At 62.3% G+C, this 16,805-nt stretch carries 16 protein-coding genes; 10 read left to right on the top strand and 6 right to left on the bottom strand.

The annotated features are described in order from the left end of the window. Window positions 1-11: 11 nt before the first annotated feature. Window positions 12-803, bottom strand: coding sequence for an SDR family NAD(P)-dependent oxidoreductase (locus tag RG540_RS23420; protein ID WP_041363986.1), 792 nt, complete (start codon window positions 801-803; stop codon window positions 12-14). A gap of 225 nt (window positions 804-1,028) precedes the next feature. On the opposite strand from RG540_RS23420, the gene RG540_RS23425 reads away from it, so the two are divergent. From RG540_RS23425 to RG540_RS23435, 4 genes are all read left to right on the top strand, one after another. Then, a complete protein-coding gene (locus RG540_RS23425) occupies window positions 1,029-1,814 on the top strand; it encodes an alpha/beta fold hydrolase (protein ID WP_041363987.1) in 786 nt (261 codons plus the stop codon). Continuing rightward, window positions 1,811-2,971 (top strand): LLM class flavin-dependent oxidoreductase, encoded by a 1,161-nt coding sequence (locus RG540_RS23430; RefSeq protein WP_041363989.1) that lies wholly within the window; start codon window positions 1,811-1,813, stop codon window positions 2,969-2,971. The genes RG540_RS23425 and RG540_RS23430 overlap by 4 nt, the downstream gene beginning before the upstream one ends. A 406-nt stretch (window positions 2,972-3,377) precedes the next feature. Beyond that, window positions 3,378-3,539 (top strand): hypothetical protein, encoded by a 162-nt coding sequence (locus tag RG540_RS32460; protein WP_155414593.1) that lies wholly within the window; start codon window positions 3,378-3,380, stop codon window positions 3,537-3,539. 134 nt (window positions 3,540-3,673) lie between these two features. Continuing rightward, a complete protein-coding gene (locus tag RG540_RS23435) occupies window positions 3,674-4,345 on the top strand; it encodes a spermidine synthase (protein WP_041366248.1) in 672 nt (223 codons plus the stop codon). Window positions 4,346-4,357: 12 nt separating this feature from the next. On the opposite strand, the gene RG540_RS23440 is transcribed toward RG540_RS23435, so the two are convergent. Next, the gene (locus RG540_RS23440; protein ID WP_041363991.1) at window positions 4,358-5,065 is read right to left on the bottom strand and encodes a GntR family transcriptional regulator; all 708 of its coding nucleotides are present in this window, start codon (window positions 5,063-5,065) and stop codon (window positions 4,358-4,360) included. Window positions 5,066-5,258: 193 nt separating this feature from the next. Between RG540_RS23440 and RG540_RS23445 the strand changes: the two genes are divergently transcribed. From RG540_RS23445 to RG540_RS23470, 6 genes are all read left to right on the top strand, one after another. Continuing rightward, window positions 5,259-5,870, top strand: coding sequence for an NADPH-dependent FMN reductase (locus tag RG540_RS23445; protein ID WP_041363994.1), 612 nt, complete (start codon window positions 5,259-5,261; stop codon window positions 5,868-5,870). A gap of 66 nt (window positions 5,871-5,936) precedes the next feature. Then, window positions 5,937-7,061 (top strand): LLM class flavin-dependent oxidoreductase, encoded by a 1,125-nt coding sequence (locus RG540_RS23450; RefSeq protein ID WP_041363996.1) that lies wholly within the window; start codon window positions 5,937-5,939, stop codon window positions 7,059-7,061. Between the two features lie 14 nt (window positions 7,062-7,075). After that, window positions 7,076-7,855 carry an alpha/beta fold hydrolase gene (locus tag RG540_RS23455; RefSeq protein WP_041363998.1) on the top strand — a complete coding sequence of 260 codons (780 nt, stop codon included), beginning with the start codon at window positions 7,076-7,078 and terminating at the stop codon, window positions 7,853-7,855. Window positions 7,856-8,242: 387 nt separating this feature from the next. Further along, a complete protein-coding gene (locus RG540_RS23460; RefSeq protein ID WP_041364001.1) occupies window positions 8,243-10,594 on the top strand; it encodes a xanthine dehydrogenase family protein molybdopterin-binding subunit in 2,352 nt (783 codons plus the stop codon). Window positions 10,595-10,604: 10 nt separating this feature from the next. Continuing rightward, window positions 10,605-11,327, top strand: a complete 723-nt coding sequence (locus tag RG540_RS23465; protein ID WP_051909714.1) for an enoyl-CoA hydratase/isomerase family protein — start codon at window positions 10,605-10,607, stop codon at window positions 11,325-11,327. A gap of 215 nt (window positions 11,328-11,542) precedes the next feature. Beyond that, complete coding sequence (locus tag RG540_RS23470; RefSeq protein WP_041364002.1) at window positions 11,543-12,604, top strand: class I SAM-dependent methyltransferase; 1,062 nt, start codon at window positions 11,543-11,545, stop codon at window positions 12,602-12,604. A 161-nt stretch (window positions 12,605-12,765) separates the two neighbouring features. Here RG540_RS23470 and RG540_RS23475 read toward each other — a convergent pair whose 3' ends face one another. The 4 genes from RG540_RS23475 to RG540_RS23490 all read right to left on the bottom strand — a co-directional run bounded on the left by RG540_RS23475 (window position 12,766) and on the right by RG540_RS23490 (window position 16,769). Then, window positions 12,766-13,752 (bottom strand): AraC family transcriptional regulator, encoded by a 987-nt coding sequence (locus tag RG540_RS23475; RefSeq protein WP_041364005.1) that lies wholly within the window; start codon window positions 13,750-13,752, stop codon window positions 12,766-12,768. A gap of 77 nt (window positions 13,753-13,829) precedes the next feature. Continuing rightward, on the bottom strand, window positions 13,830-14,645 hold the full coding sequence (locus RG540_RS23480; RefSeq protein ID WP_041366250.1) for an SDR family oxidoreductase: 816 nt from the start codon (window positions 14,643-14,645) through the stop codon (window positions 13,830-13,832). Between the two features lie 106 nt (window positions 14,646-14,751). Then, window positions 14,752-15,714 carry an acyl-ACP thioesterase gene (locus RG540_RS23485; RefSeq protein ID WP_051909715.1) on the bottom strand — a complete coding sequence of 321 codons (963 nt, stop codon included), beginning with the start codon at window positions 15,712-15,714 and terminating at the stop codon, window positions 14,752-14,754. Continuing rightward, entirely contained in the window at window positions 15,711-16,769 is a 1,059-nt protein-coding gene (locus tag RG540_RS23490) for an alcohol dehydrogenase (protein ID WP_041364008.1), read from the bottom strand. The genes RG540_RS23485 and RG540_RS23490 overlap by 4 nt, the downstream gene beginning before the upstream one ends. Window positions 16,770-16,805: the final 36 nt, after the last annotated feature.

Genomic DNA, 16,805 nt, shown 5'->3' on the forward strand with positions numbered 1-16,805 from the left:
TTCACGTCGGCTCAAATAGCGACCGTACCGCCGTCGATCGGGATCACCGCGCCGGTCATGAAACTCGAGGCCTTCGATGCCAAAAGCAGGGCGAGGCCCATGATCTCCTCCGTCTCGGCAATGCGGCCGAGTGGCACGGTGTCGGCAAAGGCCTTTTCCACCTCCGGTTCGCGAATGCGGCCGCCGGCGATATTGGTGCGGAAGGGGCCGGGCGCGATGCCGTTGACGAGAACGTTATAGGGCGCCAGCTCCCACGAGGCCTGCTTGACGAGATTAACGACGGCGCCCTTGCTGGATGCATAGGCGTAACCGGTCATCGGATCGCCGCGCATGCCGGCGATCGAGGCGATCGCGACGATACGGCCTTGTCTCTGTTTCTTCATATGCTTGGCGGCGGACTGGATGGCAACGAAAGTGGCGGTGAGGTTCACGTCCACCACCCGGTTCCACAGCTCGTCGCTGACATTCTCGATGGCGCCCGCCTCGGTGCGGGAATTCGGGCCGCCGCTGATGCCGGCGTTGGCGACGAGGATATCGAGATGCCCGTGTTTTTCGGCAATGCCATCGATGGTGTTGCGCAGGCTCGCGCTGTCGGAGACATCGACCTGATGGCTTTCGGCGGAAAAGCCCTGGCCGTTCAGCCATTGGTAAGCGGCGGCAAGCGTCTCGGCGTCGAGATCGAGCAGCGCCACATGCGCGCCATTGGCCGCCAGCGTCTTGGTGATGGCAAGGCCAAGGCCGCTCGCCGCACCGGTGACGACGGCGATTTGGCCTTTGAGATCGAATAGTTTTTCGGCCTGCATTTTTCTCCTCCCTGAGAGCCGGGCGAGCATGACCCTCCCCACCCAAGCGGCTCCAACCTTGTATGCAATTCGCCAAGATGCAAGTTAGAAATTTGCTATTATCAATCAAAATTTGACAGAGTCATATTGACCCTCCCCGAAAGGTTATACAGATTGCCGCCATTCGCGGGAGCCGAGGAGCGCCTGCCTTAACGGTCGTCAGGTCCCGGGGAGGGTAAAACACCGATGAGCTTTACCGAAAGCTATGAAACCGTCACCGGCACGAAGATCCGGCTCATGCGGGGAGGCAAGGGCGCTCCGCTGCTTTTCCTGCACGGTGCGAGCGGCGCCTCGCGCTGGCTGCCCTTCATGGAGAAGCTCTCCGAAACCCACGAGGTGATCGTGCCGGAACATCCAGGTTTCGGCGGCTCCGACAATCCGGAATGGCTCGACAATATTTCCGACCTCGCCTTTTTTTATCTGGACGTCCTCGACCATCTCGGCCTCGACAAAGTCAACCTGGTCGGCCAGTCGATCGGCGGATGGCTGGCGGCGGAGATCGCCGTCCGCAATGCGACGAAACTCGGCACCCTGACCGTCGTGGCGCCGGCCGGCATACGCGTCAAGGGCCTGCCCAAAGGAGACGTCTTCATGTGGAGCCCGGAGGAGACCGCCCGCAACCTCTTCCACGACCAGGCGTTTGCGGAAGCGATGCTGGCGGCCCCGCCGCCGTCGAAGGAAGGGATGGAAATCCTTCTCAGGAACAAGCTCACTTCGGCCAAGCTCGCCTGGGAGCCGCGTTTCCTCAATCCGCACCTGCACAAGTGGCTGCATCGGATCCCGGTGCCGACACTGATCGTCTGGGGGGACGACGACAAGGCGATGCCAGTCGGTTACGCTCCGGCCTGGCGCGACCTCATTCCCAATTCGCGGCTTGAGATCATCGAGAATTGCGGACACGTGCCGCAGATCGAAAAGGCCGACCGTTTCGTCGAACTGGTCAATGGCTTCATCGGGGAGGTTACGCGATGAAATTCTACTTCATGCACCTGATGCCCTATGCGGATCTCGATCTGTCCTATGACGAGAAGCACAATTCCGCCTGGGTCACCCTGCCGAACACCTATTACGATCCGAAGAAGGGCCACCAGCTCTACAACCGTTACCTGGACGAGCTCGAATATGCCGACCAGCTGGGGTTCGACGGCATCTGCGTCAACGAGCACCATTCGAACGCCTATGGCCTGATGCCGATCCCGGGCGTCATGGCCGGCGCGCTCGCCCGCCGCACCAAGAACGTCAAGATCGCCATTCTCGGCCGGGCGCTGCCGCTCCTCAACAACCCACTGACCGTGGCGGAAGAATTCGCGATGGTCGACAACATTACCGGCGGCCGCCTGATTGCCGGCATGGTGCGCGGCATAGGTGCCGAATACCATTCCTGGGGCGTCAACCCGGCCTTTTCACACGAGCGGTTCCAGGAGGCCCATGACCTGATCCTGCAGGCCTGGACCCAACCCGGCCCGAGCGTCTTCGAAGGCAAGCACTATAATTTCGAATACGTGAACGTCTGGCCGCGGGTCTACCAGGACAATCCGCATCCGCCGATCTGGATCCCGAGCCAGGGTTCCAGCGAGACGATCGAATGGGCCGCTCATCCGGACCGCAAATATACCTATCTCCAAACCTTCGCCTCGGTCTCAACCGTCGCCCGCTACATGAAGATGTATAAGGACGTTGCGGCCGGTTACGGCTACGAGGCGACCGAAGATCAGCTCGGCTGGTCGCTGCCGCTTTATGTCGCGGAGACCGACGAGATCGCCCGCCGCGAAGCCAAGGAGCATATCGAGGCCTTCCTGCAGAAGTTCCTGCGCATGCCGATGGAGATGCTGCTGCCGCCCGGCTACACTTCGGTGAAGTCGATGGTCGGGGCGATGTCGGCCAAGGCCGGCCATGCGATGAAGCAGACGATCGACAGCGTCATCGAAGAAGGCAAATTCATCTGCGGCAGCCCGGCGACGGTGCGCGAGAAGCTGGAAGAGTACCAGGCCCAGATCGGCTTCGGTCATCTCTTGACGCTTCTGCAGTTCGGCACCCTACCGGCCGAGCTAACCCGTAAGAACATGGAGATCTATTCCAAGGAGGTCATGCCGTATCTGCGCAACGCGACATCCAGGACCGCGGCTTGAGGGGCCGTCGATTTGATGAGTTTGGTAACGCTATGAAGCCTTTGGGCGTAGCCATATCACCCAAGGTTCAGCTTGATGTGCGGTTGTGAATGCCGTCATTTGAGGCGTAGGACCGCGCAATTGTCACCCCCCAGTCGATGCGGTCTCAGCGGCCGGCGCCCCAAAAAAGCCGGCCGCTACCCCTCGGGGCTATACCCCTTGTGCTAGGTCTTTTGGACGAATTGAGGACTTTGCAGTCGGGAGTACAATGACTGCATCCTAAGCCGAGCGTAGAAGAGGTACCGGCTTAGGAGAGGCCCGCGCAGGGGGAAAAAGGCGCGGGCCTTTTTATTTTTGCAGTACGGCATCGAAAAGGTGATGCCATTTGCCAAATTTCAGGCATGTTCGCCGCGGGCTGGGGCGAGACATGAATCCAAAAAACGACGACGCGTGCTCGGATGATCTTCCGAACGGAGACGGTTACCCGGAGCTTACCGATGACGAACTTGAAAAGTTCGTCCCCGTGCTGATCGAGGCACTTACATTTCCATCTCTGCCGATCGGCTGGAAGCCGGGCGACGGAGGCTGAACGACCTCCCTTCAAAGTGTCCATAGGCTCGATCTCCCTTTGGCTATGCATTCGACGATGACCGAATGCGTAGCTGTGTTTTTCGCATGAGGTCTGTGTTAGGAGGCGTCGACACAAGACAATGAGACATGCCGATGCTTCCCTGGATCCAGCTTGACCGTGCAACCATTCCCGGCGAGGGCGGCGAATTGCGCCTCAAGCAGCGCGGAGCCGAATTTTCGATCATGCTCGGCTCGACGGAGTTGATGAACAGCCGGTTGAGCGGTTCGGAAGAGGCGCTGGCGACGCTCTCCTGCGAGCGGATTTCCGGGCGGAAGGATGCCCGGATGCTGATCGGCGGCCTCGGCATGGGATTTACCCTGCGGGCGGCCTTGGGCGCTTTGCCGGAGGATGCCAGGGTTACCGTCGCGGAACTGGTGCCGGCCGTGGTCGACTGGGCGCGCGGGCCGATGGCGGAATTTCACAAGGGCACGCTCGATGATCTGCGTGTCGATATTCATGTCGGCGATGTCGGAGCGCTGATCCACTCGCGCAATGCCACTTACGATGCGATCCTGCTCGATGTCGACAACGGCCCCGACGGGCTGACGCGGGCTTCCAACGACAGCCTCTATAACCACGCGGGGCTCCGGGCCGCCAAGGCGGCGCTGCGCGAAAACGGCGTCTTGGCCGTCTGGTCGTCGGCGCCGGATGCCGCCTTTACCCGCCGGCTGCGGGATGCGGGATTTACCGCCGAGGAAATCTTCGTGCGCGCCAACGGCAAGCGCGGCGGCCGCCACGTCCTGTGGATGGCCACCAACCGGTAGCAGGTACCGCACTCATTTCGCCCCGTCTTCATGCTCCAGTGAGCCCGAAGCGGTCGGCAAGAGCGAAAAGAGGTGGGCGTTCATTGCCGCCTGTGCCCATTCGGGATTGCGGGCCTTGAGTGCTGCGAGGATTTCCCGGTGCTGGGCATGGGTGCGGCGGGTGCGCACCTCGACCGGCTCTGAATACCGGTTGAAGATCGAGGCCGGCAGCTCCAGCGAAGAGGCCAGGATCTTTTCGAGCCGCGGGCTTTCGGCGGCGGCGGCGATCACCGCATGGAATTCGGTGTTGAGCCTGTCGAAACCTTCGAGGTGCTCGTTCCAGCCGAGTTCCTCGAACTGGGTCTCCATCACCCGTTCCAGCTCCTGCAGCCGCTGCAGGTCGGCTTCCGAAATGCGAGTGGCGGCGCGGCTGGTCGCATGGCCTTCGAGAATGGCACGCAGCCGAAAGATCTCGATCGCGTCGTCGAGCGAGAAATCTGCGACGATCCCCCGCCGGTAGCGTTCCAGCACCACCAGGCCCTCGGCGCTCAGCCGGTTCAACGCCTCGCGGATCGGTGTGCGGGACACGCCGATCGCGACGGCGAGCTGGTTCTCCAGGAGTTTGTCGCCGGAGCGCATTTCGCCGGTGAGGATCAGATGCCGGATACGGTGATAGGCGGTTTCGACAGCGCTCTGCGTTGTCCCGTCCTTGGCATCGTCTCTGGTTGTCTCGTTGGTCAAGCGGCCACCTTTCCTTGTCGTGATGATGATGCGGGAAAATATGACGATCGTCTATCGTCAAAAAGTGTATACCAGATTAGCGCGACAAGCTCTTCCATGGTGGTTATGCCTTGACTTCCGCATGAAAGGTATACAAGGATATCTTCAGGAGGCCTGATAAGGCAATCGGCCACGGTCGAGGGAGGAGACCACCATGACTCAAACCCGCAAACCTTTTATCGTCGGTATTGGCGGAACCCAGCGCCCCGGCTCGAGCTCCGAGCTCGCCCTGCGCCATTGCCTCGCCGCGGCCGAAAAGGCCGGCGCGGAAACCGACCTCATCTGCGGCACGGCGCTCGAACTGCCGCTCTTCGATCCAGGTGTGACGGACCGCACGCCGGCCGCCCTTCGTCTGCTTCAGTCCCTTCGTCGCGCCGACGGCATCGTCATCGCAACGCCGAGCTATCACGGCGGCATGTCCGGCATGATCAAGAACGCCATCGACTATACGGAAGATATGCGCGAGGACGCCCGTTCCTATTTCGAAGGCCGTGCCATCGGCTGCATTATCTGCGCTGCCGGCGATCAGGCGCTCGGCTCGACGCTGATCGGGCTGCGCTCGATCGTGCATGCGCTGCGCGGTTGGCCGACCCCTTACGCGGCGACCATCAAATCCAATGAGAAACCTTTCGTCGACGGTAAACCAGCCCGCCGCGAGGTCGCCCAGCCGCTCGAAATCGTCGCCTCGCAGGTCGTCAGCTTCGCCGAAATGATGATGGCAAGCTGCGTCGAAGATGCCGCGCCGCGCCTCGTCGCCAGCAACTGATCCAATTTCAATCACCATCGTCGGATCCGTTGCCCTCATCCGGCCGCGGTCCCAGCGGAGCTTTCCATGAAGTTCAATTTCTTCCACCTGATGCCTTATCCCGATTATGACAAGCTGCCGCATGAATGGCCGGTCAGTACCCACGGGATCGACAGCACCCGCATCCAGGCGCTCTACAACGAATATATCGACGAGATGGTCGATGCCGAGAATTACGGTTTCGACTGGGTGGGCTGCAACGAGCACCATTTCAGCCCCTACGGCCTGATGTCGAACCCGAACCTGATCGCCGGCGCGCTTGCCCGCCAGACGTCCAAGGCGAAGATCGCCATCGTCGGCAACCTGCTGCCGCTCCTGAACCCGGTCCGCGTCGCCGAAGAATATGCGATGATCGACGTGATGTCGGGCGGGCGCCTCGTCGCCGGCTTCCTGCGCGGCATCCCGCACGAATACATCGCCTACAACATCCCCCCGAGCGAATCCCGCAGCCGGCTGCGGGAGGCGACCGAGCTGATCATCAAGTGCTGGACCGAGGACGAACCCTTCGGCTGGGAAGGCGAGCACTATCAGTTCCCGGCTATCTCGATCTGGCCAAAGCCGATCCAGAAGCCGCATCCGCGCATCCTGATGTCCGCCAGCAACGCGGAATCGGCTGAGTTCGTCGCCAAGATGCGCGCCATCATGGGCATCACGCTGATCCAGGACCTGTCGATCGCCAAGGCTGCCGTCGAGAATTTCAAGAAGACCGCGCGTTCCTATGGCTGGGAGCCGACGCCGGACGATATCCTGGTCGGCCAGCAGATTTGCATTGCCGATACGGACGAGGAGGCCAGGCACCACATGGCCGCCGCCCAGACCTATTTCCACCAGACGCTGATGCGCCCGCAGCGCTCCGCCCAGCAGCTCGTTCTCGGACAGAGCCGGTACTACACCGAGGCCGATGCCGGCGAAAACTTTCAGAAGCGCCTCGCAACGCTGCGCGGCCGCACGGTGGAAGAACAGATCGAAGCCGGTTCGATCATCTGCGGCAGCCCCCAATCGGTCATCCGGCAGATCAAGCGCCTGCGTCAGGAACTCGATTGCGGCCTGCTGAACCTGACGATCAAGGTCGGCAACATGCCGGGCAGCGTCGTTCGCCGCGGCATGGAACTGTTCCGCGACCGCGTCGCCCCGGAAGTTGCTGGTCTGTAAGAGGAGTTTGATCCATGAGCTTTGAATTGAAGACGATCGAGCTTTCCCGCGGCAGGCTCTCCTACCATGTCGGCGGCACCGGGCAGCCGGTTGTCTACCTGCATGCCGCCGGTGGCGTAATGCTGACCGAGCCGCTGAAGGCGCTCACCGCGAACCACACGGTCTATGCGCCGATTTGCCCGGGCTTCGACGGTACCGAAGGCAACGAAAGCCTGAAGACGGTGCGGGACTGGGCGGCCATGGTCGCCGAGTTCGCCGAAAAGCTGGTCGGCCCGCGGTTCGACGTGATCGGTTCCTCCTTCGGCAGCTGGTCGGCTTTGTGGCTTGCCGCGGAGCACCCGAAAATGGTCGACCACCTGGTCCTCGGCGTCCCGGCCGGGTTCCGGTTCGAGGGCAAGGGCGGTTTGCCTGCCGATCCGGAAGAGCGTTTCAAGGCGCTCTATGCCCATCCGCAGAAGATCAAGTCGACGCCGAAATCGCCTGATGTCATGGCCAACAACGGCAAAACCTACGAGCGCCTCGCCAATAACATTCAGGTTGACGAGGCACTCAGTGAGCGCCTGCCCTCGATCGAGGCGGTCACGCTGATCCTGCTCGGCACCGAAGACAAGGTCGTGCCGGCGGAGGCCGGCGCGCACCTGAAGCGCAACATCCCGACGTCGCAGCGTGCCTTCATCTTCGACGCCGCTCATTCGATCGAGGTCGACCAGCCGGAACGTACGCTGCGGCTCTGGACCGACTTCCTGAAGCGCGGCCCCGGCTACGTACTCAACCAGGGGCCTGATGCCGCCTGATGCGCGATACCCTTCCCAGGGGAAGCTTGGCCCAGACCTCGGTCTGGGCCTTTTTTCCTTGGGCGCAGGCATATTCTCCCTCATTCCTGTGCCTGTCACAGGAATCCAGCCACGCGAAGTCTTTCGCGTGAGAAGAGTCTTTCGCATTCAATGACTTGAATGCGCTGGATCCCTGTGACGAGCACAGGGATGAGGATGGTGGAGGTTTTGCGGGCCGTCAAACAGCCGTCGTCGTCGCCAAATTCCGCAAATCGCACATTTTCAACATTGACGGATATAATGTGTCTATTATGAATTGATTTGCGTTTCGCTTCAGGAAGGCCCAAGAGCCGCATGCGGAACGCCATCGCCCGGGATATGTGGGACGATGTGAATGGGAGGAATGGCATGATCGGTGAAGACGTCAGACGCAAGGAAGACAACCGGTTGATCACCGGCAAGGGCCAGTATGCCGACGATCTCAAATTCGATAACACGGCCTATGCCTCCTTCGTGCGTTCGCCGCATGCCCATGCGTTCATCCGCAGCATCGACACGTCAGCCGCCCGCGACATGCCGGGCGTCCTCGCCGTGCTGACCGGCGAGGATATTGTCGCTGCCGGCATTACGCCGATCCCGCATGCCATCGGCAGTTCGCAGTTCGGCTCCGACATCCGCATCAAGAACCATGACGGCACCGAGCGCGCTCGCACCCAGCACCAGGCGCTGCCGACCGACCGTGCCCGCTTCGTCGGCGAGGCGGTGGCCATGGTGATCGCCGAGAGCACCAATCTCGCCAAGGATGCCGCCGAAGCCATCGAGATCGACTGGGAGGAGCTGCCCGCGGTCGTGCGCGGCATCGACGCGCTGGAAGAAGGCGCGCCGCAGCTCTGGGACCATGTTCCGGGCAACAAGGCGATGGACGGTGAGGTCGGCGACAGGGCCGGCACCGCAGAGGCATTCGCCAAGGCCGCTCATGTCCTCGAATTTACGAGCTGGGCGCAGCGCGTCACCGGCGTCCACATGGAGCCGCGTTCCTCCGCTGCCGAATACGACCCGGAGACCGGCAAATTCACCATCCACGCCTCCGGCGGCCATGGCGTCGTGATGATGCGCGAGCAGATCGCTGCGTCTCTCGGCGTCGACATGGCCTTCGTGCGGGTCGTCGCGCCCCGCGATGTCGGCGGCAATTTCGGCACCCGCAACGCCACCTATCCGGAATTCGTGCTGTTGCCATACGCCGCCAAGCTCACCGGCCGGCCGGTCAAGCACCAGGCGGAGCGCATCGAGGCCTTCCTGTCGGATTTCCAGGGCCGCGACCTGCATGTGAAGGCAAAGCTTGCGCTCGACGAAAACGGCAAGTTCCTCGCTTTCCACTCGGTCAATACCAGCAATATCGGCGCCCATACGGTGTCCTACACGCCCCTCAACAAGGGCATCCAGCTGATGACCAGCCTTTACCGCGTGCCGGTCGCGCATGTGGAATTCCGCGCGGCGATGTCGAATACCGTGCCGACCATCCCCTATCGCAGCGCCGGCCGTCCGGAAGCCATGTACATCATCGAGCGGATGATCGACCTTGCCGCCCGCAAGTTCGGTTTCGACCGGGTGGAGCTGCGCCGCATCAACATGATCCCGGAAGAGGCCTCGCCCTATTCGAACCCGATGGGCGTCATCTATGACAATGGCGACTATATCGGCTGCATGGACAAGGTGCTCGACATGGCCGACTGGAGGGGTTTCGAGGCGCGCCGCGCAGAAGCCCGCAAACGCGGCATGTATCGCGGTATCGGCCTTTCCAATTATATCGAGGGCACCAGCGGCGTGCCGCGCGAACGCGCCGAAATCATGGTCGATCCGACTGCCGGCATCGTCGATGTCGTCATCGGCACCCAGAATACGGGGCAGGGGCACGAGACGGCGTTTGCCCAGCTGGTTGGCTCCTTCCTTGGCATTTCCCATGAAGTCGTGCAGATCCGCGCCAGCGATACGGATTTCGTCTCGGCCGGCGGCGGTTCGCATTCCGGACGCTCGCTGCGTTTCGCGAGCATCGTCATGCACAAGGCGACTGCCGAGATCATCGAGCGCGGCCGCAGGATCGCGGCGTTCATGCTGAACGTCGCGCCGGAAGAGATCGACTTCGCCGACGGCCATTTTCGCGCCCGCGGATCGAACGGCGTCGTCAGCCTGTTCGAGGCAGCGCAGGCTGCGGAAAACGATCTCGGCCTGCCGGACGAGCTGCGGGGCACGCTTGCGGCGATCTCCGACGAGACCACCCACGGGCTCGCCTATCCCTACGGTGCCGCGGTCTGCGAGATCGAGATCGATCCGGAAACCGGGTTCTTCCATATTCCGCGTTATTCGACCGTCGATGACGTCGGCAAGGCGTTGAACCCGATGATCGTCGATGGCCAGACCCATGGCGGGATCGTCCAGGGCGCCGGCCAGGCGCTGTTCGAATGGTCGAATTACGACCAGGAGACCGGCCAGAACCTGTCGGCTACCTTCATGGACTATCAGGTGGCGCGTGCTTCCGATTTCCCGAGCTTCGACACCCATATCAGCGAAGTGCCGGCCAAAAGCCATCCGCTCGGTTTCCGTCCGGGCGGCGAGGGTGGTACGACACCGTCGCTCGGCGTGACGATCAACTCCATCACCGATGCGCTCGCCGATCTCGGCGTGACCCATATCGAAATGCCGGCAACGCCCTCCCGTATCTGGGAAGCGATCCGGGCGGCAAAAGCCAAACAAGAAGCGTGAGGAGAAAACATTGTCCGACGTCCTGATCAATACCCGGGGGAACGTCCTCGAGATCACTCTCAACCGTCCCGACAAGGGCAATGCGCTGACGCCGGAGATGGCGCAGGCGATCACCGCCGCGCTGAAATCGCTGTCGCCGGAAACCCGCGTCGTGCTGATGAACGCCAAGGGCGGCGATTTCTGCACCGGACGCAGCGCCGCCATGCCGGCAGCCGGTTCTCGTGCCACCGCGCTCGACCTGCGCACTGCGATCTCCGATCCGGTCCTCGATTTTTATGAAGTGCTGCGCGAAATCCCGATTCCGTTCATCACCGCCATCCGCGGCAGGGCCGCCGGCGTCGGCTGCGCCATCGCTGCGCTTGCGGACGTCGCGATCGCCGCCGAAAGCGCCACGTTCCAGGTGCCGGAAATGAACCACGACATCGCCCCGACGCTGGTGCTCAATGCGCTCGCCGACCGGGTTTCCCGCGCCACGCTCGCCCGCATGGTGCTCACCCGCGACGTGATCCCCGCGACCGAAGCCAAGACGCTCGGCATTGTCGGCATCACGGTCGCCGACGCCGGCATCGACGCCGAAGTCGAACGTGTCGTCGGCCAGCTAGAAAAGAACTCGGTGCCGACCGTTCGCGGCATCAAAGCATTTCTCTCGATGAGCCCGGAAACTTCGTTCGCCTCCCGCAAGGAACTGGCCGCACTGATCAACTGCGTGGCAACGGCGGAAAAGTTCCGCTGACATGGATCCGTAGCCAGGATCCTCCTTCATCGACATACCGGCACCTTCTCCCGTTGGGGAGAAGGGATGCGGAACAATGCCCGCGACGCCTCGGGGAGTTAAGCCTTCTGATTGGCCGCCTAGTCCGAATGCTTCATTGACCGGGTGCGGCCCCGGCGTAGGATCGCCTTGGGTAAAACCCATTGGGCTGGGCTGGCGTATCTATGGAGGGTGCCATGCAGGAACCTGATATGCAGAAACTCGATGCACTTGTCGGTCGGCTGGTGGGCGATCTCGGCGCTGGCGTGTCCGGCGTTCTCGTCGTGCTTGGCGACCATCTCGGCCTGTTCCGGGCGATGATGGACGGACGGCTGCGATCCTCGATGGAGATCGCGGAAACGACGGGGCTGACCGAACGCAATGTGCGTGAATGGCTCGCCGCCATGGCTGCGGCCGATTACATTTCCTATGATGAAGCCTCGAGCAAGTTTGCCATGACGCCCGAGCAGGCGATGGTTTTTTCCAATGAGGATAGCCCGGCCTTTTTCGGAGGCGCTTTCGAAATCGTCCAGTCGATGTGGATGGACGAGCCGAAGGTGGAGGAAGCCTTTCGCACCGGTCGCGGGCTCGGCTGGCACGAACACAGCACCTGCCTCTTCCGGGGCACCGAGCGCTTCTTCCGGCCCGGCTACAACAGCCATCTGGTCGATGAATGGATCCCGGCGCTTCAAGGCGTCAGGGAAAAGCTGGAACGGGGGGCGGAGGTCGCCGATGTCGGCTGCGGCCATGGCGCTTCGACGATCCTCATGGCCAAGGCCTTTCCGAAGTCGCATTTTCACGGGTTCGACTACCACGCCCCTTCCATTGAGCGGGCGAAGCGCGCAGCGCAGGAGGCCGGCGTCGACGACCGGGTGACGTTCCGCCAAGCTTCGGCGAAGGAGTTTCCAGCGGGCAACTACGATCTCGTCGCCATGTTCGATTGCCTGCACGATATGGGCGATCCGGTCGGAGCGGGCCGTCATATCCGCGAGACGATGGCGAAGGGTGGCACCTGGATGATCGTCGAACCCTTCGCGCATGACGGTTTGAAGGATAATCTCAACCCCGTCGGGCGCGTTTATTACGGCGCCTCGACGATGATCTGCACTCCCGCCTCCATGGCCCAGGAGGTAGGTCTCGGCCTTGGAGCGCAGGCGGGCGAGATGAAGCTCCGCAAGGTGGCGCTCGACGCCGGCTACTCGCACTTCCGACGGTCGAGCGAAACTCCCTTCAACATGATCTTCGAAGTACGGGCCTGAACTGGCTTTGGGTTTACGTTCCGGACGCACAAGCCGGGCTGAAGCCCTGACGCCAAGAATTATCGGCGGTGTCAGGGCTGGCTAGCCGATTCATACACACGCCCGTCGCTCAAACACCCAAAGACGATGTCTCCGGTGCCCCAACTCCGGTGATCGCGAAATCAGGCATGCTGCCTGATGCTGTCGGGGGTTTTTCCCGTCCAGCTCCTGAAGGCCCGATAAAAGGAGTTGGGCTCGTTGAAGCCCAGGAGGAATGAAATCTCCGACGCCGGAAGCGCCGTTTTTTCCAGATAATGGCGTGCCAGTGCTTCCCGCGTTTCCTTCAGAATCTGCTGAAAGCTGGTACCCTCGGCTTCAATGCGGCGCTGGAGCGTGCGCTTACTCACAGCCAGTTTGCGGGCGATGGCTTCCATGGTGGTCAGGCCGCTCGGGATGGCTTCGTGAAGTGCTGCCCGGACCCGTTTGGCGATGCTCACCGATGCGTCGAGATCTGCCAGACGCTGGCGGAGATCAGGCTCGAACGCGGCCCAAAGAGGCTCGTTTGACGTCAGGAACGGGCGGATTGCATCGGATTTTGCAAACCGGATCAGATGACGAGGACCACGGCTGAGACGAGCGCCCAGGAAATCCTCATAGGGAGCGAGCGGCGACGGCAAGACTGTCGTCGTTACGTCGACGGGAGAGATGGCCTCCCGGGTGCCAATTCGCGCAAGCGTGGCCCAAAAGAGCAGCTCCATCGTTACCAGCGACACGGGTGGCGGCGGCCCGTCGTGCCAGGCGAACTCGATGGTCAGCATGTCGCGGTCGTCATGCGCCTCCATCTGCATCGGGCCGATGAGTTTCTTGTATTTGGCGACACGCTGCGCCGCCACGACCAGATTGGGACTGCATAGAGCCGCGAACAGGGGCGGCGAGAAGGATTCGGCGCGGACGGCTTCGCAGACCCGAATAGGAAACAGCGGGTCGCCCTTCTCCTGTTCGACGCTTTCCCAGAGACGATAATAGTCCTCCGGTTCAAGCCGCACCGAAGGTTGGTGCAACAAATCGTCCGGAAGGCCGGCACGACGCAGCACATTCGCCGAAGCGACGCCGAGGTCCGCGAGCAAGGTGCGCCAGGTCGTGTCGAGTGCATAGGTCAGCGTCTGCATGAGGAACCTTAGAGCCGGTTGGAGCCAATTGTCTATCGCTCCGTGTCAGGGAATGGCGCGGAGCGACAGGAGGATAGTCAAAGCCCGAACTGCGCTTTCATGCCGCCGAAGAAGGTCGCGTCGTCGGCCGCAGCCCGGCTTCCGAGGATCTGGACGGCGTCGGCACCTGCCGGGTAGCGAAGCTGGTCGGTGCCGTCCGTGGCAGCGCCGTAGATGACTTCGGCCACAAGCTCAGGCTCGGAGGCATTCTCCATCATCGGGCCGAAGAAGCCGAATAGCGACTGCACGAGCGGCTGGTATTCGACAAGGCTCTCATCGTTGCTCATGTCGAAGGAACGACCACCGAAGTCGGTCTTGATGCCGCCCGGTTCGATCACCTTGACCGCGATCCCCAGCGGCGCGAGTTCGTACTGCATCGACTCCGACAGGCCTTCCACGGCGAACTTGGTGCCGTGGTAGAGCGTGCCCAGCGGAAAGGCCATGCGGCCACCGATCGACGAGATGTTGACGATGGTCCCGCTGCGGTTGGCGCGGAAGTGAGGAAGCACGGCCTGGGTCGTCGCTAGCATACCGAGGACGTTGACGTCGAACTGACGACGGATCTTGTCGATGGGCGTGGCCTCCAGCGGGCCATATGCGCCGTAGCCCGCATTGTTCACCAGCGCGTCGATGCGCCCGAACCTGGCGAGGCCCGCATCGATTGCCGTGCGGATGGAGGGAGCGTCCTGAACGTCGAGACGCGTGACCAGCACATTGTCAAGCCGCGTCAGTTCAGTCTCCCGCTCGGGCGTTCGCATCGTGGCGATGACGTTCCAGCCGTTCTGGTGGAAAAGCTTGGCGGTGGCGCGTCCGAGGCCGCTGGAGGTGCCGGTGATGAGGATGGTCTTGGTCATGGGGTTCTCCTTCATGTTGATGATCACAAAGGTATCGGCCGGCCGCGCCATGCGCACTGGCGAGAGATGCCAATCGGCTATCCGATTGCGCCACAGGGGCTGCCGGCTATAGCGCCAGACCTTCGGTCACCAGCGGAGCCAGCGCCTCCGTGGCCGCCGGCGAGATCTGCACGATCGCCCGCGCATCGAGATCGAACACGACGGCGACCGACTGCATCGTACCGAACACTCGGCCGGTGAAGGGATCGACCATCCAGAAAATCAGCGACATGACGCGCTGGTCGGTCTTCTTCAGCCCGCCCCAGATCTCGAAACAGTCGCCGAGGCGCGGCGTTTCGCCATAAAGGATGCGGAATTCCAGCACCGCGCCGCCGACCTTGCCGGGCGGCGTTTCGGCATGTTTGCTGACGAGTTCGCGGATCGGGCCGGTGAGCTGTTTCACCCCGCCGCCGACCGCGCCGATGAATTTCTGGGGGCCGAGGCGGTTGAATGCGTCGCAGGCCTCCGGTTCGATCAGGCTCATGGCCGTGCGCTTCAGGCCAAGCGTGATTGCCCGGTCGCGCGAGGCGCTGATCGTCACCGGCTCATTGCCGGTGCCGCGGGCGAGCGCCTCCTTGGGCGCGTCGACCAGCGAGGCGGAAGCCTTTTCGCGGAAGGTCGTTGGCCAGGAAAGGGGCGTCTTGAGGTCGGCCGCATCCACATGGGTCAGCCGCACCCTGAAGCTCGCGGCCAACTGGCCGGAATGGCTGTTGTAAAGCATCAGCACCGCAAACGCCGTCGTCTCGCCGATCTCGAGGAAACCGCCTGTCATATGCAGCGACGTGCCGGCATGCGCTTCGCGATGGAAACGGATGTGATGTTCGTTATAGGCGATCGTCGTTGGGGATATGGGCGAGAACAGGCCCGTCAGGCCGTTGAGGCCGAACAGAACCGCGAGGCTCTCATTGGCGCGGGCGACGTAATACTGGGTGTTCCAGTGGGAGTTTTCGTCCACTTCCCATTGGCGCACGCTGCCGCGCCAGACCTCGATCATCGGGGCTTCGGTCATTTCGCCTTGCTGCGTGCTCACGCCGGCTCCTCCTGCAGAACGATACGTCCCTTGACCGCGCCTTTGGAGAGCCGGCTCATCGCGTCGTTGATCGATGATTTCGGGATGGCTTCGTAGGGAATGGCGTCGAGTTTTCCGCTTTTGGCGAGTTCCACCAGATCCCGCAATTCCTGCAGCGAGCCGGTGATGCTGCCGATCAGGCTCAGGCTCCCCTGCGCCATGCGCATGGTCGGGATGGTGAGCTGGCCACCGAACATGCCGACCATGATGATGCGGCCGCCGCGCGCCAGCGCCGGGAAACAAAAGGCCGCCGTCTGGCTGTTGTTGACGAAATCGATGATGGTGCGCACCGGCCGGCCGACCGTATCGACGATCCTCTTCGTCACGTCGTCGCCGGTCGAAAGCACGGTTTTGTGGGCGCCGGCATCCGTGGCGATCTTCAGCTTCTCTTCGGAAACGTCGACCACCACGATGTTGTGGTGTCCGAGCGCCTTGAGGATGACGATGCCGCTGAGGCCGAGCCCACCGGCGCCGACCACGACGATCGCCTCGTCTGGGTGAACCGGCGTCGCCTTGCGGATGGCGGAATAGGCGGTGAGGCCGGAGCAGGCATAGGTGGCGGCAAGCGCCGGGTCGAGGTCGCCGGTATCGATCAGGTAGCGGCTATGCGGCACCACCACATGGCTGCCGAAACCGCCGGGCCTGCGCATGCCGAGCGGCCGGCCCTGCATGCAGAGGTTCTCCTGTCCGGCGCGGCAAGTTTCGCACTCGCCGCAACCGAGCCACGGATAAACGAGCCTGACATCGCCGACCTTGACGTCCGTCGCATTGGGGCCAATGGCGGTGACGGTGCCGAGGATTTCATGGCCGAGGGTGAGCGGGCGCTTCATCCCGATACTGTCGATCGACACTTTTTTGTCGCCCATGTCGAAAATGCCCTTCCACAGGGTCAGGTCCGAATGGCAAAGCCCGCAATGAGACACCGAAACGACGACCTCCGAGCCCACCGGCTGCGGGTTCGCCTCCTCGACCTCCCGGAGCACTTCCGATGCTTCAAATACCTGCCATGACCGCATGATCCAGCTCCTCCCAGATGTGCGAAACGTATCAGG

This window comes from Neorhizobium galegae bv. orientalis str. HAMBI 540 (assembly GCF_000731315.1).
GTDB lineage: Bacteria > Pseudomonadota > Alphaproteobacteria > Rhizobiales > Rhizobiaceae > Neorhizobium > Neorhizobium galegae.

Coding starts and splice junctions, on each gene's coding strand:
- RG540_RS23420 (WP_041363986.1), bottom strand. CDS start 803: ATGCAGGCCGAAAAACTATTCGATCTCAAAGGCCAAATCGCCGTCGTC.
- RG540_RS23425 (WP_041363987.1), top strand. CDS start 1,029: ATGAGCTTTACCGAAAGCTATGAAACCGTCACCGGCACGAAGATCCGG.
- RG540_RS23430 (WP_041363989.1), top strand. CDS start 1,811: ATGAAATTCTACTTCATGCACCTGATGCCCTATGCGGATCTCGATCTG.
- RG540_RS32460 (WP_155414593.1), top strand. CDS start 3,378: ATGAATCCAAAAAACGACGACGCGTGCTCGGATGATCTTCCGAACGGA.
- RG540_RS23435 (WP_041366248.1), top strand. CDS start 3,674: ATGCTTCCCTGGATCCAGCTTGACCGTGCAACCATTCCCGGCGAGGGC.
- RG540_RS23445 (WP_041363994.1), top strand. CDS start 5,259: ATGACTCAAACCCGCAAACCTTTTATCGTCGGTATTGGCGGAACCCAG.
- RG540_RS23450 (WP_041363996.1), top strand. CDS start 5,937: ATGAAGTTCAATTTCTTCCACCTGATGCCTTATCCCGATTATGACAAG.
- RG540_RS23455 (WP_041363998.1), top strand. CDS start 7,076: ATGAGCTTTGAATTGAAGACGATCGAGCTTTCCCGCGGCAGGCTCTCC.
- RG540_RS23460 (WP_041364001.1), top strand. CDS start 8,243: ATGATCGGTGAAGACGTCAGACGCAAGGAAGACAACCGGTTGATCACC.
- RG540_RS23470 (WP_041364002.1), top strand. CDS start 11,543: ATGCAGGAACCTGATATGCAGAAACTCGATGCACTTGTCGGTCGGCTG.
- RG540_RS23475 (WP_041364005.1), bottom strand. CDS start 13,752: ATGCAGACGCTGACCTATGCACTCGACACGACCTGGCGCACCTTGCTC.
- RG540_RS23480 (WP_041366250.1), bottom strand. CDS start 14,645: ATGACCAAGACCATCCTCATCACCGGCACCTCCAGCGGCCTCGGACGC.
- RG540_RS23490 (WP_041364008.1), bottom strand. CDS start 16,769: ATGCGGTCATGGCAGGTATTTGAAGCATCGGAAGTGCTCCGGGAGGTC.